Below are 16,370 nucleotides of genomic sequence, written 5' to 3'. Positions count from 1 at the left end.
GCTGCACATTCCCGCCCTAGCGTGGCCACCTTCGGATCTCCCGTGAGTTCGCCGCATGCTGCCCGTCGTCCGTCGTTTCTCCATGTCGCCCTCGCGCTGGCTGCTGCTCGCCGTCGTTTTCACGGGCGTGGCCGCCTGTTCCTCCAAGCCGCCGCCGCAGATGCCGCAGACGCAGGTCGGCGTGCAGACGGTCAAGGTGCAGCGCCTGGCGCTCGACCAGACCCTGTCCGGCCGGACCGTGGCCTACATGAGCTCGGAGGTGCGTCCGCAGGTCGGCGGCATCCTGCGCAAGCGGCTGTTCGCCGAAGGCCAGGACGTCCAGGCCGGGCAGGTGCTGTACGAGATCGATCCGGCCAGCTACCAGGCCGCGTACGACACCACCAAGGGCGACCTGGCGCAGGCCGAGGCGGCGGTGCTGTCGGCCAGGCCCAAGGCGCAGCGCTACCAGACCCTGGTCGGGCTGGATGCGGTGAGCAGGCAGGACGGCGACGATGCGTTGGCCACGCTGCGCGCGAACGAGGCGGCAGTGGTCGCAGCCAAGGCCGCCTTGCAGACCGCGCGCATCAATCTCGACTACACCCGCATCACCGCGCCGATTTCCGGCCGCATCGGCACCTCCAGCTACACGCCGGGCGCGCTGGTCAACGCCGGCCAGAGCGAGGTGCTGGCCACCATCAACCAGCTCGACCCGATGTACGTGGACGTGACCCAGTCCAGCGCGCAGTTGCTGCGGTTGCGCCGCCAGCTCGACGCCGGCCAGCTCAAGGCGGTGGACGGCAAGGCCGAAGTGAAGCTGCAACTGGAGGACGGCAGCACCTACGCGCGCAGCGGCACGCTGGAGGTGGTGGATGCCGCGGTGGATACCGCCACCGGCACGGTCAAACTGCGCGCGGTGGTGCCCAATCCCGATCGCCTGCTGCTGCCGGGCATGTACGTCAAGGCGATGCTGTCGATGGCCGTGGACGAGCAGGCCATCCTCGTGCCGCAGCAGGCGATCGGCCGCAACAGCAAGGGCGAGGCGGTGGCGATGGTGGTCGGCCGCGACAACAAGGTCGCCCAGCGCGTGCTGACCACCGGCGATGCGATCGGCGACAAGTGGGTGGTGCGCGACGGACTGAAGGCCGGCGACCGGGTCGTCGTGCAGGGCCTGCAGAAGGTGTCGGTCGGCGCCGAGGTCAAGGCGGTGGAAGTGACCGAGACCGCGGCGACCGGCAATGCCGCCGCCACTGCAACCACGGCCTCCCAGGGCAACGCTGCCGCGGCGCCGAAGGCCGACTGAGGAACCGCCATGGCCCGTTTCTTCATCGACCGTCCCATCTTCGCCTGGGTCATCGCGATCGTGATCACCCTGGCCGGCGCGCTCTCGATCCTGTCGCTGCCGCTGGAGCAGTACCCGGACATCGCCCCGCCATCGATCAACGTCAGCGCCACCTATACCGGCGCCTCGGCGGAAACCGTGCAGAACTCGGTGACGCAGATCCTGGAGCAGCAGATGACCGGCCTGGACCACCTGCTGTACATGTCCTCCAGCAGCAGCTCCGCCGGCACCGCCTCGATCACCCTGACCTTCGACTCCGGCACCGACCCGGACACCGCCCAGGTACAGGTGCAGAACAAGGTCTCGCAAGGCGAGGCGATGCTGCCGGAGGCGGTGCAGAGCAATGGCGTGACCGTCACCAAGTCCATGGGCAGCAGCATGTTCATGGTGCTGGCCTTCACCTCTGAAGACGGCAGCATGGACAGCACCGACATCGGCGACTACATGGTGTCCACGCTGCAGGATCCGATCAGCCGGCTCAACGGCGTCGGTGGGGTCAACGTGTTCGGTTCCGAGTATTCGATGCGAGTGTGGCTGGATCCGGAAAAGCTGCGCACCTACGCGCTGATGCCCTCGGACGTCAGCAATGCGATCTCGGCGCAGAACGCCGACGTCTCCTCCGGCGCGCTGGGCGCGCTGCCGGCGGTGCAGGGCCAGCAGCTCAACGCCACGGTCACCTCGCGCAGCAAGCTCAAGACCCCGGCGCAATTCGAGGCGATCGTGCTGAAGTCGCAGCCCGGTGGCGCCACCGTCTACCTGCGCGACGTGGCGCGGGTCGAGTTGGGCTCCAGGTCCTACGCGTCCAGTTCCAAGTACAACGGCAAGCCCGCCTCCGGCATGGGCCTGGAACTGGCGACCGGCGCAAATGCACTGGATGCGGCCAAGGCGGTGGACGCCAAGCTCGAACAGCTCAAGCCCTATTTCCCCACCGGGCTCAACTACGAGATCGCCTACGACACCACGCCGTTCGTGCGCATTTCCATCGAGGAAGTGGTCAAGACCCTGCTCGAGGCGATCGTGCTGGTGGTGCTGGTGATGTACCTGTTCCTGCAGAACTGGCGGGCCACGCTGGTGCCGGTGATCGCGGTGCCGGTGGTGCTGCTGGGCACCTTCGGTGTGCTGGCGTTGCTCGGCTATTCGATCAATACGCTGACCATGTTCGCGATGGTGCTGGCGATCGGCCTGCTGGTCGACGACGCCATCGTGGTGGTGGAGAACGTCGAGCGCCTGATGAGCGAGGACGGCATGTCGCCGCGGCAGGCGACCTACACCTCGATGGGGCAGATCTCCGGCGCACTGGTCGGTATCGCCCTGGTGCTGACCGCGGTGTTCCTGCCGATGGCGTTCTTCGGCGGCGCCACCGGCGAGATCTACCGGCAGTTCTCGGTGACCATCGCCGCGGCGATGCTGCTGTCGCTGCTGGTGGCGCTGACCCTGAGTCCGGCGCTGTGCGCCAGCCTGCTCAAGCCGATCGCGCGCGGCGGGCATGTGTCGCGCAAGGGTTTGCTCGGGCGTTTCTTCGGCTGGTTCAACACCCGTTTCGACCGGGGCGCCGACGGCTACGGCCGCGGCGTGGGCAAGCTGATCGGCCACCGCAAACTGGGCGGACTGGTCTATCTGGTGCTGCTCGCGGTGATGGCGCTGCTGTTCTGGCGCCTGCCCAGCTCGTTCCTGCCCGACGAGGACCAAGGCATGCTGATGGTGATGTTCACCACGCCGGCCGGCGCCACCCAGCAACGCACCCAGCAGTCGATCGACCAGGCCACCGGCTTCATCCTCAAGCAGCCGGAGGTGGCCGGCATGATGACCATCACCGGTTTCAGCTTCGCCGGCAGCAGCCAGAATTCGGGCATGGGCTTCATCAAGCTCAAGGATTGGGCCGAGCGCGGCGCCTCGGCGCAGGAGATCGCCAATCGCATCACCGGCGCGATGATGGGCACGCTGCCGGATGCGCAGGTGTTCGCGCTGTCGCCGCCGGCGATCAACGGCCTGGGCACTACGTCCGGCTTCACGCTGGAATTGCAGGACGTGGCCGGCAAGGGCCACGACGCGCTGGTCACCGCGCGCCAGCAGCTGCTGCAGTTGGCCAACGCCGACAAGGAGCTGAGCGCGGTGCGCTTCAACGGATTGGAAGACGCACCGACCTACCGGGTGCAGATCGACGACGCCAAGGCCGGCGCGCTGGGCCTGAGCGCTTCGGACATCAACGCCACGCTGGCCACGGTGATGGGCGGCAGCTACGTCAACGATTTCCTCAACAGCAACCGGGTCAAGCGCGTGTACGTGCAGGGCGAGCCGGCCGCCCGCATGCTGCCCGCCGACATCGGTCGCTGGTACGTGCGCAACAGCAGCGCGGAGATGGTGCCGTTCTCGGCCTTCTCCAGCAGCCAGTGGGCGTATGCGCCGCAGGTGCTGAGCCGGTTCAACGGCGTGGAGTCGATGGAGATCACCGGCAGTGCCGCCAGCGGCATCAGTTCCGGCGATGCGATGAATGGCATCGCCGCGCTGGTGGGCAAGCTCGGCAAGGACGTCGGCTATGCCTGGTCGGGCATGTCCTACCAGGAGCAGGCCGCCGGCGCGCAGACCTGGATGCTGTACGCGGTGTCGCTGGTATTCGTGTTCCTGTGCCTGGCCGCGCTGTACGAGAGCTGGTCGATCCCGATCTCGGTGATGCTGGCGGTGCCGGTGGGCATCGTCGGCGCGCTGTTGGCGACGTGGCTGCGCGGGCTGTCCAACGACATCTACTTCCAGGTCGGCCTGTTGGCGACGATGGGCCTGGCGGCCAAGAACGGCATCCTGATCGTGGAGTTCGCCAAGGAACTGGAAGAGAAGGGCCAACCGCTGGTCGCCGCCACCCTGCATGCCGCGCGCCTGCGCCTGCGGCCGATCCTGATGACCTCGCTGGCGTTCATGCTCGGCGTGCTGCCGATGGTGGTGAGCAGCGGCGCCGGCTCCGGCGGCCGCCACGCGTTGGGCACCGGCGTGCTCGGCGGAACGCTGGTGTCGACCGCGCTTGGCATCTTCTTCGTGCCGCTGTTCTACGTGATCGTGCGCAGTGTGTTCCCCGGCAAGCGCCTCGAACCGGAACCGGCGCAACTGCAGGAGGCGAACCGATGACCCCCGTGACCCTGGCCCGCTCGGCGCTGGCGCTGGCCTGCGCCGGCCTGCTCGCCGGCTGCGCGAGCCTGGCGCCGAGCTACGCGCGTCCCGACGCGCCGGTGCCGGCCACCTTCGCCGACAGCGGCAGCGGCGCCGCTGGCGACGGCGCCAACCTCGCGACCCTGGACTGGCGCCAGGTGTTCCTCGATCCGCGCCTGCAGCAGGTGATCGCGCAGGCGCTGGACAACAACCGCGACTTGCGCGTGGCCGTGCTCAACATCGACAAGGCGCGCGCGCAGTACCGCATCCAGCGCGCCGACCTGTTCCCGTCGGTGAGCCTGAGCGGCAGCCAGAGCGCCACGCGCAGCAGCGCATCCACCAGCGCCAGCGGGCGCTCGGAGGTAGCGCGCACGGATGCGGTCGACGTCGGCATCAGTAGTTGGGAGCTGGACCTGTTCGGACGCATCCGCAGCCTCAAGGACGAAGCCCTGGAAACCTACCTGGCCACCGCGCAGACCCAGCGCAGTACGCGCCTGAGCCTGGTTGCCGAGGTCGCGGCCGACTGGCTGGCCGTGGCCGCCGACCAGCAGCGCCTGGCGCTGGCGCAGCAGACCCTGGACAGTCAGCGGCGGACCCTGGTGCTCACCGAGGCACGGCACCGCGAAGGTATCGCCTCCGGGCTGGACCTGGCGCAGGTGCAGACCAGCGTGGAAAGCGCGCGTGCCGACGTGGCCAGCTACACCACGCAGCTGGCCACCTCGCGCAATGCCCTGGACCTGGTGGTCGGCGCACCGGTGTCGGCCGACGCCCTGCCGCAGGCCGGCGCGCTGGAGGGCGGCGTGGCGCTGGCGCCGCTGCCGGCGCCACTGGAATCGCGCGTGCTGTTGCAGCGCCCGGACGTGCTGTACGCCGAGCACACGCTGAAGTCGGCCAACGCCGACATCGGCGCGGCACGCGCGGCGTTCTTCCCGACCATTTCGCTGACCGCCTCCACCGGGCGCAGCAGCACCGCGCTGTCCAGCCTGTTCGATGCCGGCAACCGCACCTGGTCGTTCGTGCCCAGCGTCAGCGTGCCGATCTTCCGCGCCGGCGCGCTCAAGGCCGAACTGGACGTGGCCCGGATCACCCGCGACGTCAACGTTGCCAGCTACCAGAAGGCCATCCAGAGCGCTTTCAGCGAAGTGGCCGATGCGCTGGCCACGCGCGCGCAGTTGGACGAACGCATGGATGCGCAGCGCGCCCTCGTCGCCGTCACCCAGCGCAGTGACGACCTGGCCGAGGCCCGCTATCGCAACGGCGTGGACAGCTATCTGGATGCCCTGGACGCGCAGCGCTCGCTGTACGCGGCGCAGCAGGACCTGATCACGCTGCGGCTGACCGAGGCCGGCAACCGCGTCACCCTGTACAAGGTGCTCGGCGGCGGCGCGGACGCGCAGAGCGGCGAGCCCGTGGCGGAAACGACGCGTTAGCGCAGGCCGCACGACTGTAGGAGCGGCTTCAGCCGCGACAGGCGCTATCGACACCGCCTGTCGCGGCTGAAGCCGCTCCTACAAGAGCCGCATCTCGGTCGAAATCAGCGCCGCACCGAACTGCCACGTCCGCGCAGCGCTTACCAATCCCGATTCCCGATTCCCGATTCCCCAATCCCGGCTTTTCAACGCGCCGCGTTGGCGTTCATCGTCGCGTTGCGGCTGGCGTCCAGGTACTGCGCCGGATCGCGCATGCCGGTGGTGTGGCATTGGCCGGTGGTGTGGCCGCGGTTGACGCCGCCGGGCAGTTGGCCGTTGACCTGCTCCACGGTGCCGTCCTCCGGATCGCTCAGCACCAGGTCCGAGGCCGCATTGCAGTAGTCGTTGGTATACCAGTTGGTCTTGGCGAAGGAGGTGGTGTAGTAGTTCACCAGCGACCGCGCCGAGTTGGGGATGCCGGCCAGCCAGGCCTTGGCGCCGTCGTAGGTCAGGTCGTTGTTGGTGCCGCAGCCCACGCCGAACCACGAGCCCACCGTGGCCAGGATGCCGGCCAGGTTGGTGCCCTGGTACGGCGTGCCCACCGACTGCATCACCCGCCCGCCGCTGGCGTTGTCTAGCCCGCTCCAGTAGTACACGTATAGATGCAGCGCGGCCATGCCGCCCTGGCTGTGCGCCACCGTGCCGAACGAGTTCCACTGGCTGCCGAACTGCGCCAGGCGTTGCGCGAACTGGTCGTTGCTGCGGTTCTGGTTGACGTCCAGGAACGCGGAGGCATTGCTGAACTGCGCCACCGGCCACACCCCGCCCGAGCAGTAGCCGTGCACCAGCACCAGACGCTTGCCGGTGGCCTGCGCCTGCATGTCGGTGGTGGCGGCGCTCAGCTGCGCCGGGCGCTCGCCCATGCGCATGCTCTCGTCGATCGCGCCGGTGCTGCGCGCCACGCTGCTGCGGCGCAGCGCCGGCAGGGTCAGCGGCAATGTCGCGCGCGTGGCCAGCGGCACGAAGTTGTCCGGATCCTCCACGCGCAGGTTGCGCAGGGTGAACGGCGCGCGCGCGCCGGCGCGCACGATCCAGCGTTCGTCCACGCTCAGCGGCAGGCGACCGTCCTGCGGCGCGAGCATGCCGCCGAGCCAGGCCACCGGCACCGCGCTGCCGTCGCGGCCGGTGCCCCACAGTTCGCCGAGCACGCGGTAGTGCGCCGGCGCCTGGCCGCCGCCGATGCGCACCGGAATCGGCAGGGTCAGGCGCATGCCGGGCTGCGCGCTGGCGGCGATGGCATCGGCGTTGATGCGCAGCGTGGTGTCCAGCACCGGCAACACGTGTTCGCTGGTCCGCACGAAGGCCTGCCCGCCGGCATCGTGACCACGCACCACCACCTGTGCGATGTAGGTGCCGGTGGCGGTCGCCGGGAAGTCGCCCGTGTATACGCCGTCGCCCGCGGCGCCGTCGCCGTGGCGGCCATCGTCGGCCATCGGCCACTGGCTGATGCCGCCGTCGGGCGCGATCACGCGCAGCTGCGCAGTGTCGATGCGGCCGGTGCCGGCGCTACGCGCCAGCGACACGCCGCCCTGCGCATCGATGCCGCCGAGCATCGCGGTCAGGCCGATGCGCTGGCCGCGTTGCAGTTGCGCGCGGTCGCTGGGATAGGAGGCCAACTGCGTGCGCGGATCGCCTTCCATCAACACATAGCCGCGCTGCTGCGCGGCGTTGCCGTCGGCCTGCAGGGTCAGTGTCCACTCGCCATTGGCCGCGGTGTCCACGCGATACTCGCGGGCCGGAAGCGCGGCGCCGCCGGCGCCCAACTGCGTGGCCTTGGCGCTGGGTGCGAGCATCGCCGTTGCGGCGGCGGTGCCTGCGCGGGCGTTGGACGTGGCTGGCGCGCTCAGCCGCGGCTGCCAATCTTGCTCGCCGGACAGCACCACGAAGCGCAGCTTGCCGTTCTCCACCGGCAGGGCGGTTTGCCATTGCGCCGGACCGCCGCTGCGCGCGGCGGAGAACTCCACCGGCAGCAGCGCGCTTTTGGACAGGATCGCGGCCTCGGCCGGCGCCGGTGCGCGCATCTGCGCGAACTCCTCGGGCGGACCGGCCAATTGCTTCGGCACCAGGTCGGCCGCCTGCGCGAGCAGCGGCGACAGCAGCAGCGTGGACAGCAGGGACAATGTCGGCAGCGTGGACATGACGGCTCTCTCCTTGAACAGCGGAAGCCGAACAGGCACGCCATCGCGACGGCCGCCTGGACAGCGGATGCAGCGCCCCCTCGCTACGACGTGCCTGCGTTATACCCCGCTGCGATGACAGTTCCACTCTGCGCTGCAGCACCGCTGCCGCCGCAGGCTGCGGCCAGCGCGAAGATGGGATAGTGTGCACAGCGGGGCGGCGCCGTGGCGCCGATGGCGGTACCGAGTGCCTAGGGGGATTCCAGATGCTGCGCAATGCGGTGTACCTCGCTGTGGTCTTTTTCGCCGGCCTGGCGCCGGTCGCGGTCCGCGCGCAATCGCCGGCGCCGAGCCAGTCCGGATTCGCCTACTGCAGCGTGACCGATACCGGCAGCGTGCCGGCCAGGGTCTGGGTCTCGTCGGTGTTCGCGCTGTCCTATCCCGCCGACGTCGGCGGCCAACTGCAGCGCAGCAACGCGCTGGCCGGTGCGTTCCTGCGCCACGTGGGCACCCTGGGCGGTGCAGGCAAAAAGGAATGCGCGCTCGCCGCCGAACGCGACGAAGTCCAGGCGTTGCGCGAACAGCAACGCGCGCTATGGAGCAAGCGCCTGTTTCTGATGAAGGTCGGCAGTTGGCGCGACGTGGACTGGACGCCGTCGGCCGAGGATGCCGTTGCCCAGGCGCCGGCGCAGCGCACGGGCTACTTCTACTGCTATGCCACCCAGGTGGACATTCCCGATCGCAGCGATCGCGCGCGCACCGTCGCCAGCCAGGTCTTCGCCATGCCGGTGGGTGCCGATCCGATGGCGGTCTACACCCAGAGCCAGGCCTATGCCGAGGCGTTCAAGCAGGTGGTGCGCGCGCACGGGCAGCCGGAGGACGGCACGATGTGCACGGCGTACGACGCGCAGGGCGAAGCGGACAAGGCCAGTCGCGACTATCGAAAGTTGATGGGCGGCTTCAACACCAAGTTCGCCGAGGTGCCATGGCGGCCGAGCGAGACGGCGCCGGCCGCGCTCGCGGCCACGCCGGCGACGCCCGCCGCGGCGCCGGCGGCGCCCCGGCTGCTGGGCGTGCGCATCGTGCCGGTCACCGCGGAACTGGTGCTGGCAGCGGGCCTGCCGTCGCCGCGCGGAGCGTGGGTGGTGGAAGTGTTCGATGGCGGCATCGCGGCCCGCGCCGGCATCAAGCCGATGGACGTGCTGCTGGAGATCGCCGGTCAATCGGTCGCCGGCTTCGAGGACGTGCCGCGGTTGGTTGCGGCGGCGGCGGCCGATGTTCCCGTGCCGGTGAAACTCTGGCGCGATCGCCGCGCGCAAGAACTCAGCGTGGTGTTCCCGGCGGGTGCTGCGCCGGCACCGACGGCACCGGCTGCCCAGTAAGACGCGGTAGCTGCCCACGGCGCATGCGGCAACAGTGCAGGTCCTCCCTCGCCGCGGCGGATGCCGCCTACGCCGGGGGCGCCGCACGCGTGCCGTCCATGTCGCCGGCAGGTGTGGCGAAGGACGCCCATGCCGCGTGCCTGGGAATAGGGGATTGGCTGCGATGCTGCGGCCCGCAACGGACGGCGCAACCGTTCTCTGTAGGAGCGGCTTCAGCCGCGACGAACGCAGCGGTGGCCCCGACGGGTGCAAGCCACGTCGGGACTGAAGTTCCTCCCACAACGCAGCAACCGGGCGGCGCGCACTGCTGCCGGGCCGTCCTGCCACAGCGATGCCCGGCATGTTCATATGCCGGGCATCGTGTGCGCAAGCGGCTCGATTACGCCGCTTGCGCCGGTTGCGCACGCAGTTGTCGCGCCGCGGCCACCATCGCCTCCAGCGCGCTGCGTGTTTCCTCCCAGCCGCGCGTCTTCAGGCCGCAGTCCGGATTGACCCACAGTTGCTGCGGATCCAGCACCGCCCGCGCCTTGTCCAGCAGCGCCACCATCTCCTGCGTGCCGGGCACGCGCGGCGAGTGGATGTCGTACACGCCCGGCCCGATCGCATTGGGATAGCGGAAGCGCACGAACGCATCGAGCAGTTCCATCCGCGAACGCGAGGTCTCGATCGAGATCACGTCCGCGTCCATCGCCGCCACCGCCTCGATGATGTCGTTGAACTCCGAGTAGCACATGTGGGTGTGGATCTGCGTCGCATCGCGCACGCCGGCCGCGGCGATGCGGAAGCACTGCACCGCCCAGTCCAGGTACGCCTGCCAGTCGGCGCGGCGCAGCGGCAGGCCTTCGCGGATCGCCGGCTCGTCGATCTGGATCACCCCGATGCCCGCCGCCTCCAGGTCGCGCACTTCGTCGCGCAGCGCCAGCGCGATCTGCCGGCAGGTCTGCGCGCGTTCCTGGTCGTCGCGCACGAACGACCACTGCAGCACCGTCACCGGCCCGGTCAGCATGCCCTTCATCGGCCTGTCGGTGAGCGACTGCGCGTACTGGGTCCAGCGCAGCGTCATCGGCGCCGGGCGCTGCACGTCGCCGTAGATGATCGGCGGCTTCACACAGCGCGAGCCGTAGCTCTGCACCCAGCCGTGGCGGGTGAAGGCGAAGCCGTCGAGCTGTTCGCCGAAGTACTCGACCATGTCGTTGCGCTCGAACTCGCCGTGCACCAGCACGTCCAGGCCCAGTTGCTCCTGCGCACGCACGCAGCGCTCGGTCTCCGCGGCCAGAAACGCGTCGTATGCGGCATCGTCGAGCTTGCCGGCCTTGTGCTGCGCGCGCGCCTGCCGCACCTGTTCGGTCTGGGGGAACGAGCCGATCGTGGTGGTCGGATACAGCGGCAGCCGCAACGCCGCCTGCTGCGCCTGGCGGCGCTGCGTATACGGCGACTGCCGACGGCCGGCATCCTCCGTTAGCGCATCCACCCGCCGTGCCACCTCGGCGCGGTGCACGCGGGTGGAGGCGCGACGGCTGGCCAGCGCATCGCGCGCCTCGGCCAGCGCGGCCTGCGCCTGCGGTTGATCGTCCAGCGCATCGGCCAGGGTGCGCAGCTCCTGCAGCTTCTGCCGGGCGAAGGCCAGCCAGCCGATCAGTTCGCGGTCCAGCTTGGTTTCCTGCTGCAGATCCACCGGCACGTGCAGCAGCGAGCACGACGGCGCCAGCCACAGCCGCTCGTGGCCGACATGGCCGGCGGCGTAGCGGGCCAGGGTCAGCGCGTTGTCCAGCGGCGTGCGCCATACGTTGCGGCCGTTGACCAGGCCGGCCGAGAGCACGCGCCCGGCCGGCAACGCCTGCAGCACCGCGTCCAGCTGCGCCACGCCGCGCACCAGGTCCACGTGCACGCCGTCCACCGGCAGCGCCATCGCCAGGTCCAGGTTGTCGCCCAGCTCGCCGAAGTAGTTGGTCAGCAGCAGTTTCGGCCGTGGCGCCTGCGCCAGGAAGGCGTAGGCGCGGCGATACGCCTCGCGCGCGGCGTCGTCCAGGTCCAGCACCAGCGCCGGCTCGTCCAACTGCACCCAGCCGGCGCCGGCCGCATGCAGGCGTTGCAGCAGTTCGGCGTACACCGGCAACAGGCTGTCCAGCAGCGCCCAGCGATCGCTGCCGTCCACCGTCTTGGACAGCGCCAGGAACGTCACCGGCCCGATCAGCACCGGCCGGGTCTGGATGCCCTGCGCCTTGGCTTCCAGGAATTCCGCCACCGGCTTGTCGCCGCGCAGGCGGAAGGGTTGGTGCTGGGCCAGCTCAGGCACCAGGTAGTGGTAGTTGGTGTCGAACCACTTGGTCATTTCCAGCGCGTGCAGGTCCAGCCCATCCTGTTGCGTGCCGCGCGCCATCGCGAAGTAGCCGGCCAGCGGATCGGCATCGGCCAGCGCCCGGTAGCGTTGCGGGATCGCATCGAACAGGAACGCGGTGTCGAGCATCGCGTCGTACAGGCTGAAGTCGTTGCTGGGCGGCACGTCCACCCCGGCCTCGCGTTGCAGCCGCCAGTGGCGCTGGCGCAGGTCGCGCGCCGTCTCCTGCAGTTGCGCGCCGTCGATGTCGCGGCGCCAGTAGCGTTCCAGCGCCTGCTTGAGCTCGCGCCGCGCACCGATGCGCGGGAAGCCCAGGTTGGTCACGATCGTCATGTTGCGTTTCCTCATTGCGTTCATAGGCATTGAGGAACGAAGGAACCGCGCGCCGCGCGTCCCGTTCGCAGGGACCGCCCGCCACGCCAGCGACCTTCGCCCCCGCGGGCGAACCGGCGCCCCGCGGGCAGGCGGAGGCGCGTGACGCGGCGCGGGGCCACGGCACGGCATCCGGCCGCCTCCCCGCGGAGGCGCCAGGTCGAATCGGAGGACGCACGGTCCTCCGGCCGGGGCCGGTATTCGGGCTGATGGACACGCGCACCGTCTCGGCTGCGCACCTACTGTCCGTCGCTTCCCAGGCCGGCATGCGCCGGCCCAGTGCCATTGACGGAGGTCGTTTCCATTCACCGCTGCGGGGCAGCTCCGGAATGGGCTGGCGCTTGCGGCGCCAGCCGTCACCAGATTCCCGTTTAAATTCATCCCTTCATCCGAATGAAGCGATGAATACCTTCGGCGAGCGCACGATAGGGCGGATGCGAGCAGCGGTCAAGCACCCGCGCCACGCGCTGTGCCGGGATCACGCCAGGGGTGAGCCGGCGTTCCTGGTCTCAGGTATCGGCCTATACGGATCGCTTGATTGCGCCCGGCATGGTGTGCGGCGTAGTGGGGCAGCTTCGTCGCGGACGTGCAGAACCGCGTCGTGACCGGTCCCTTGCCCTATCTTGCCGGGGCCGGCAACGATCTGGGCGTCGATGCATCGGCGGCCCGGTGCCCGGCATCACCCGCGCTTCGGCCTGATCACCTGCGCTGCGGTCATCTACGTCTCCACCGATCCGAATGCCATGCCCGCGGCCTGGGTGAACCACTCCACAGCAGGCCACGTCTTTGCAGCCGACGTGCACGAGCGTGAGAGTGCCCACGCCAACGGTAGCGACCGCGCGAACAACGTCAGCGCTACGCCAGGTCTTCCTTGGATGCCGTGCGAGCAGATACGTTGTCCGCGTGCGCCGCATCGAACGCCTGGCGACATGTGCGGAAGTCTTCGGCCCGCTCGACGACCCAGGTCCACATGGGAATCATCAGGATCAGCAGGTCCTTGCCCAGTGGCGTGATGGTGTACTCCACGCGGGGCGGAACCTCTCCGAAATCGTGCCTGCTGATCAATCCATCCCGCTCGAGGTGACGAAGGGTCCGTGTCAGCATGCGCTGCGTGATTCCCCGCATCCGGCGCGCCACGTCGGCATGACGCAGCGTTCCGTATACGCCAAGCGCGTGAATGATGCCGAGGGACCAGCGATTTCCCGCATGCGACAGCACCTCGCGACGCAAGCCGTCGTCGTCTGCACTCATGCCATCGCATATCGATTGAGAGTGCTGCAGCAGCTCCTCGGAACTCATGACTGGAGCGATCGGTATCATGCGTGTGCCTTCTTATGCGCTGTCTGCACGGGAGGCAGAATCGGCGCCATCGTACACACACGTGGTCATCCGATGTCCTCCCAACAGCACAGTGCACCCTCCAGGTCCATCCTGGTCCTTGGCGCCGGCGAGCTTGGCTTGCCGGTCATTCGCAACCTCGCCCGACTCGCGCAGCAGCACCCTGGGACTCGTGTCAGCGTCATGCTGCGGCAGGCGTCCATCGACTCCCAACTGCCAGAAAAACGCGAAGTGGTGGAAGAACTTCGCGCGCTCGGCGTCGAACGCGTCGCCGGCGATCTGGTCGCCGCTTCCGTGGACGAACTGGCGGCCGTGTTCTCCCGGTTCGACACCGTCATCGGCTGCACCGGATATGCCGCTGGCCGCGATATGCCGATGAAGGTTGCCCGCGCCGCAGTCGCATCGGGGATCCCGCGCTACTTCCCCTGGCAATTCGGCGTGGACTTCGACGCCATCGGTCGCGGCGGACCGCAGGATCTGTTCGACGCCCAGTTGGACGTGCGTGAGTACCTGCGGTCGCAGTCGGCGATGGACTGGGTGATCATTTCCACCGGGATGTTCACCAGCTACCTGTTCGAGCCCGATTTCGGCGTGGTCGACTTCGCGGCGAAACGGGTCAATGCGCTGGGTTCCGCAGACAACGGCGTCACCTTGACGACCCCGGACGATATCGGGGCGATGACCGCGCGCATCGTGTTCCATTCGCCGGTGATTCGGAACGCGATCGTCTACCTCGCCGGCGACACGATTCGTTACGGCGAGTTGCCGGACATCCTGGAGAGGGCGCTCGGCCTGCATGTCGAGCTGTCGGTCTGGAGCGTCCCGCAATTGATGCAGGAATTGGCGCAGGATCCTGCGAACATGATCAAGAAGTATCGTGCAGCGTTCGCCCAGGGCAAGGGCGTCTCATGGGAGGTCGAGCGGACCTTCAACCACATGGTCGGTGCCCGACTTCAGGATGTCGAGGGCTGGCTGCGGGCGAACGTCCGCCAGACCTGAACGCTACCGGCGCCGCGTTGCGGGATAATGGCCGCTGTCACTGATGCGGCGCCCGTGCGCGCCGCTAAACATACCAACGCATGCATACGCCGAACATTCAGGAAATCCGCCTGTCCGTGGCCCCGATGATGGACTGGACCGACCGCCACTGCCGGGTGTTCCACCGGCTGCTGGCGCCGTCCGCGCGGCTGTACACCGAGATGGTGCACGCCAACGCGGTGGTGCTGGGCGATCGCGCGCGGTTGCTGGATTTCGATGCGTCCGAGCATCCCGTGGCGCTGCAACTCGGCGGCAGCGAGCCGGCGCTGCTGGCGCAGGCGGCGCGGATCGGGCAGGACTGGGGCTACGACGAAATCAACCTCAACTGCGGCTGCCCGTCCGACCGGGTGCAGGCCGGGCGCTTCGGCGCCTGCCTGATGCGCGAGCCGGCGCTGGTCGCCGACTGCGTGGCGGCGATGGTCGCGGCGGTGGACATCCCGGTGACGGTGAAGTGCCGGCTGGGCGTGGATCAGGACGACGACTACGCGGTGTTCCTCGCCTTCGTCGATCAGGTCGCCGCGGCCGGCTGCGGGCTGTTCGTGGTGCACGCGCGCAACGCGTGGCTGCAGGGCCTGTCGCCCAAGGAGAACCGCGAGGTGCCGCCGCTGCGCTACGACTGGGCCTACCGGCTCAAGCGCGAGCGGCCGCATCTGCAGATCGTGCTCAACGGCGGGCTGGCCGACGTGGACACGGCGCGGGCGCAGTGGGACGCGGTCGACGGGGTGATGCTGGGGCGCGCGGCCTATCACGATCCGTATGTCCTGCACCGGCTGGACGCGGCGCTGACAGGCGCCACCCCCAGTCCGCGCGCGGCTCTGCTGCGCGCGCTGCGGCCCTACGTCGAGGCGCGCCTGGCCGAGGGTCTGGCACTGAAGCACATCACCCGCCATCTGCTCGGCCTGTTCCACGGCCAGCCCGGCGGCCGCGCGTTCCGCCAGGTGCTCAGCGAGGGGGCGCACCGGCCGGGCGCGGATTGGGCGTTGCTGGAACAGGCCTTGGACATGACCGAGAACGTGCGGCACATCGCAGCCTAGCGTCCCCCCGGCGCCACGGCGCCACGGCGCCCGCTGCCAGCGCCATTCCCGCCTGACCGTGCATGCCGTTTCGAATGGGGCCGCAGCCCCGCCTCGGCCGCGCATTCAGTTAGATTGTTCAGCTTGCGGGACTGGGCCAGGGCGTCGGCGCAGGGTCGCAAGACCCTTGTCGAAGCGGGGCGGGCGGCGCCGGTATGGTCCGAGGGGCAGGGCGATACGAGTTCATTTCACTGAACGCGGGCGGTCGTCGCCGGAAAAGTTCAGATCGGATTCACCCCGAAAAATCAAGAATTTGCCTCGATTTTGCGAAATCGTGCCGCCGCCGCCATGCGGCTGGTTTCACAACTTTTGAACGTTTCCGATCAGTCCGTTAGGATGCCTGTCGTGACCTCCGCCACTCTCCGCCACTGCCGAACCGCTGTCGTGATCGCCCTGGCGCTCACGGCCGTCAGCGATGGCTGGGCGCAGTCGGGTCCGCCGGGCCCGCCGGCGCCGCGCATGGCGCCGGAGCCGCCGCGGTCGCGCGACTACCACGGCAGTTCGCTGTCCGACGCGGTGCGCCGGGTGCAGCGCTCCACCGGCGGACAGATCCTCGGCGCCGAGCGCGTGCCGTTCGACGGCCGCGACATCAACCGGGTCAAGTACATGGACGGCCGCGGGCGCGTGCGCTACATGGACGACCCGCAGCCGCCCGGCGCCGCGCCGCCACGCGTGCCGCGCCCGGCCGATCCGCAGGAACCACCACGCAACGATAACCCCTGAGCCCGGATAGTTTCGTTCAGCTTGCAATACCCACGTCCCGGCCGCCGGCCATCTGTAAGAAGTC

Annotated in this window: 10 protein-coding genes and 1 riboswitch; of the genes, 7 read left to right on the top strand and 3 right to left on the bottom strand. The window is 69.2% G+C overall.

What is annotated here, in order from left to right:
* The first annotated feature begins 55 nt into the window (after positions 1–55).
* The 3 genes from AB3X07_RS21740 to AB3X07_RS21730 are packed head-to-tail and all read left to right on the top strand — an operon-like array spanning position 56 to position 5,886.
* Entirely contained in the window at positions 56–1,279 is a 1,224-nt protein-coding gene (locus AB3X07_RS21740) for an efflux RND transporter periplasmic adaptor subunit (RefSeq protein WP_369941175.1), read from the top strand.
* 9 nt (positions 1,280–1,288) lie between these two features.
* Positions 1,289–4,435 carry an efflux RND transporter permease subunit gene (locus tag AB3X07_RS21735; RefSeq protein WP_369941174.1) on the top strand — a complete coding sequence of 1,049 codons (3,147 nt, stop codon included), beginning with the start codon at positions 1,289–1,291 and terminating at the stop codon, positions 4,433–4,435.
* Positions 4,432–5,886, top strand: coding sequence for an efflux transporter outer membrane subunit (locus AB3X07_RS21730; protein WP_369941172.1), 1,455 nt, complete (start codon positions 4,432–4,434; stop codon positions 5,884–5,886). The genes AB3X07_RS21735 and AB3X07_RS21730 overlap by 4 nt, the downstream gene beginning before the upstream one ends.
* A 185-nt stretch (positions 5,887–6,071) precedes the next feature.
* On the opposite strand, the gene AB3X07_RS21725 is transcribed toward AB3X07_RS21730, so the two are convergent.
* The gene (locus AB3X07_RS21725) at positions 6,072–8,063 is read right to left on the bottom strand and encodes a choice-of-anchor X domain-containing protein (RefSeq protein ID WP_369941170.1); all 1,992 of its coding nucleotides are present in this window, start codon (positions 8,061–8,063) and stop codon (positions 6,072–6,074) included.
* A 245-nt stretch (positions 8,064–8,308) separates the two neighbouring features.
* Here AB3X07_RS21725 and AB3X07_RS21720 point away from each other — a divergent pair, with 245 nt between their 5' ends.
* Complete coding sequence (locus tag AB3X07_RS21720; protein WP_369941168.1) at positions 8,309–9,424, top strand: PDZ domain-containing protein; 1,116 nt, start codon at positions 8,309–8,311, stop codon at positions 9,422–9,424.
* 379 nt (positions 9,425–9,803) lie between these two features.
* On the opposite strand, the gene metE is transcribed toward AB3X07_RS21720, so the two are convergent.
* Positions 9,804–12,095: a 5-methyltetrahydropteroyltriglutamate--homocysteine S-methyltransferase gene (gene metE / locus AB3X07_RS21715; RefSeq protein WP_369941166.1), complete on the bottom strand. Its 2,292-nt coding sequence runs from the start codon at positions 12,093–12,095 to the stop codon at positions 9,804–9,806.
* A gap of 213 nt (positions 12,096–12,308) precedes the next feature.
* Positions 12,309–12,562: riboswitch (cobalamin riboswitch) on the bottom strand.
* A 427-nt stretch (positions 12,563–12,989) separates the two neighbouring features.
* Positions 12,990–13,385: a winged helix-turn-helix transcriptional regulator gene (locus AB3X07_RS21710; RefSeq protein WP_369941164.1), complete on the bottom strand. Its 396-nt coding sequence runs from the start codon at positions 13,383–13,385 to the stop codon at positions 12,990–12,992.
* Positions 13,386–13,526: 141 nt separating this feature from the next.
* On the opposite strand from AB3X07_RS21710, the gene AB3X07_RS21705 reads away from it, so the two are divergent.
* The 3 genes from AB3X07_RS21705 (at position 13,527) to AB3X07_RS21695 (ending at position 16,306) form a co-directional block, all read left to right on the top strand.
* On the top strand, positions 13,527–14,471 hold the full coding sequence (locus AB3X07_RS21705) for an aromatic alcohol reductase (protein WP_369941162.1): 945 nt from the start codon (positions 13,527–13,529) through the stop codon (positions 14,469–14,471).
* A gap of 80 nt (positions 14,472–14,551) precedes the next feature.
* A complete protein-coding gene (gene dusA, locus AB3X07_RS21700) occupies positions 14,552–15,544 on the top strand; it encodes a tRNA dihydrouridine(20/20a) synthase DusA (protein ID WP_369941160.1) in 993 nt (330 codons plus the stop codon).
* 384 nt (positions 15,545–15,928) lie between these two features.
* Positions 15,929–16,306, top strand: coding sequence for a hypothetical protein (locus tag AB3X07_RS21695; protein ID WP_369941158.1), 378 nt, complete (start codon positions 15,929–15,931; stop codon positions 16,304–16,306).
* Positions 16,307–16,370 lie beyond the last annotated feature (64 nt).

It is taken from the genome of Xanthomonas sp. DAR 35659 (assembly GCF_041242975.1).
Taxonomy (GTDB): Bacteria; Pseudomonadota; Gammaproteobacteria; order Xanthomonadales; family Xanthomonadaceae; genus Xanthomonas_A; species Xanthomonas_A medicagonis.
This window is presented reverse-complemented; position numbering and strand designations above follow the sequence as displayed.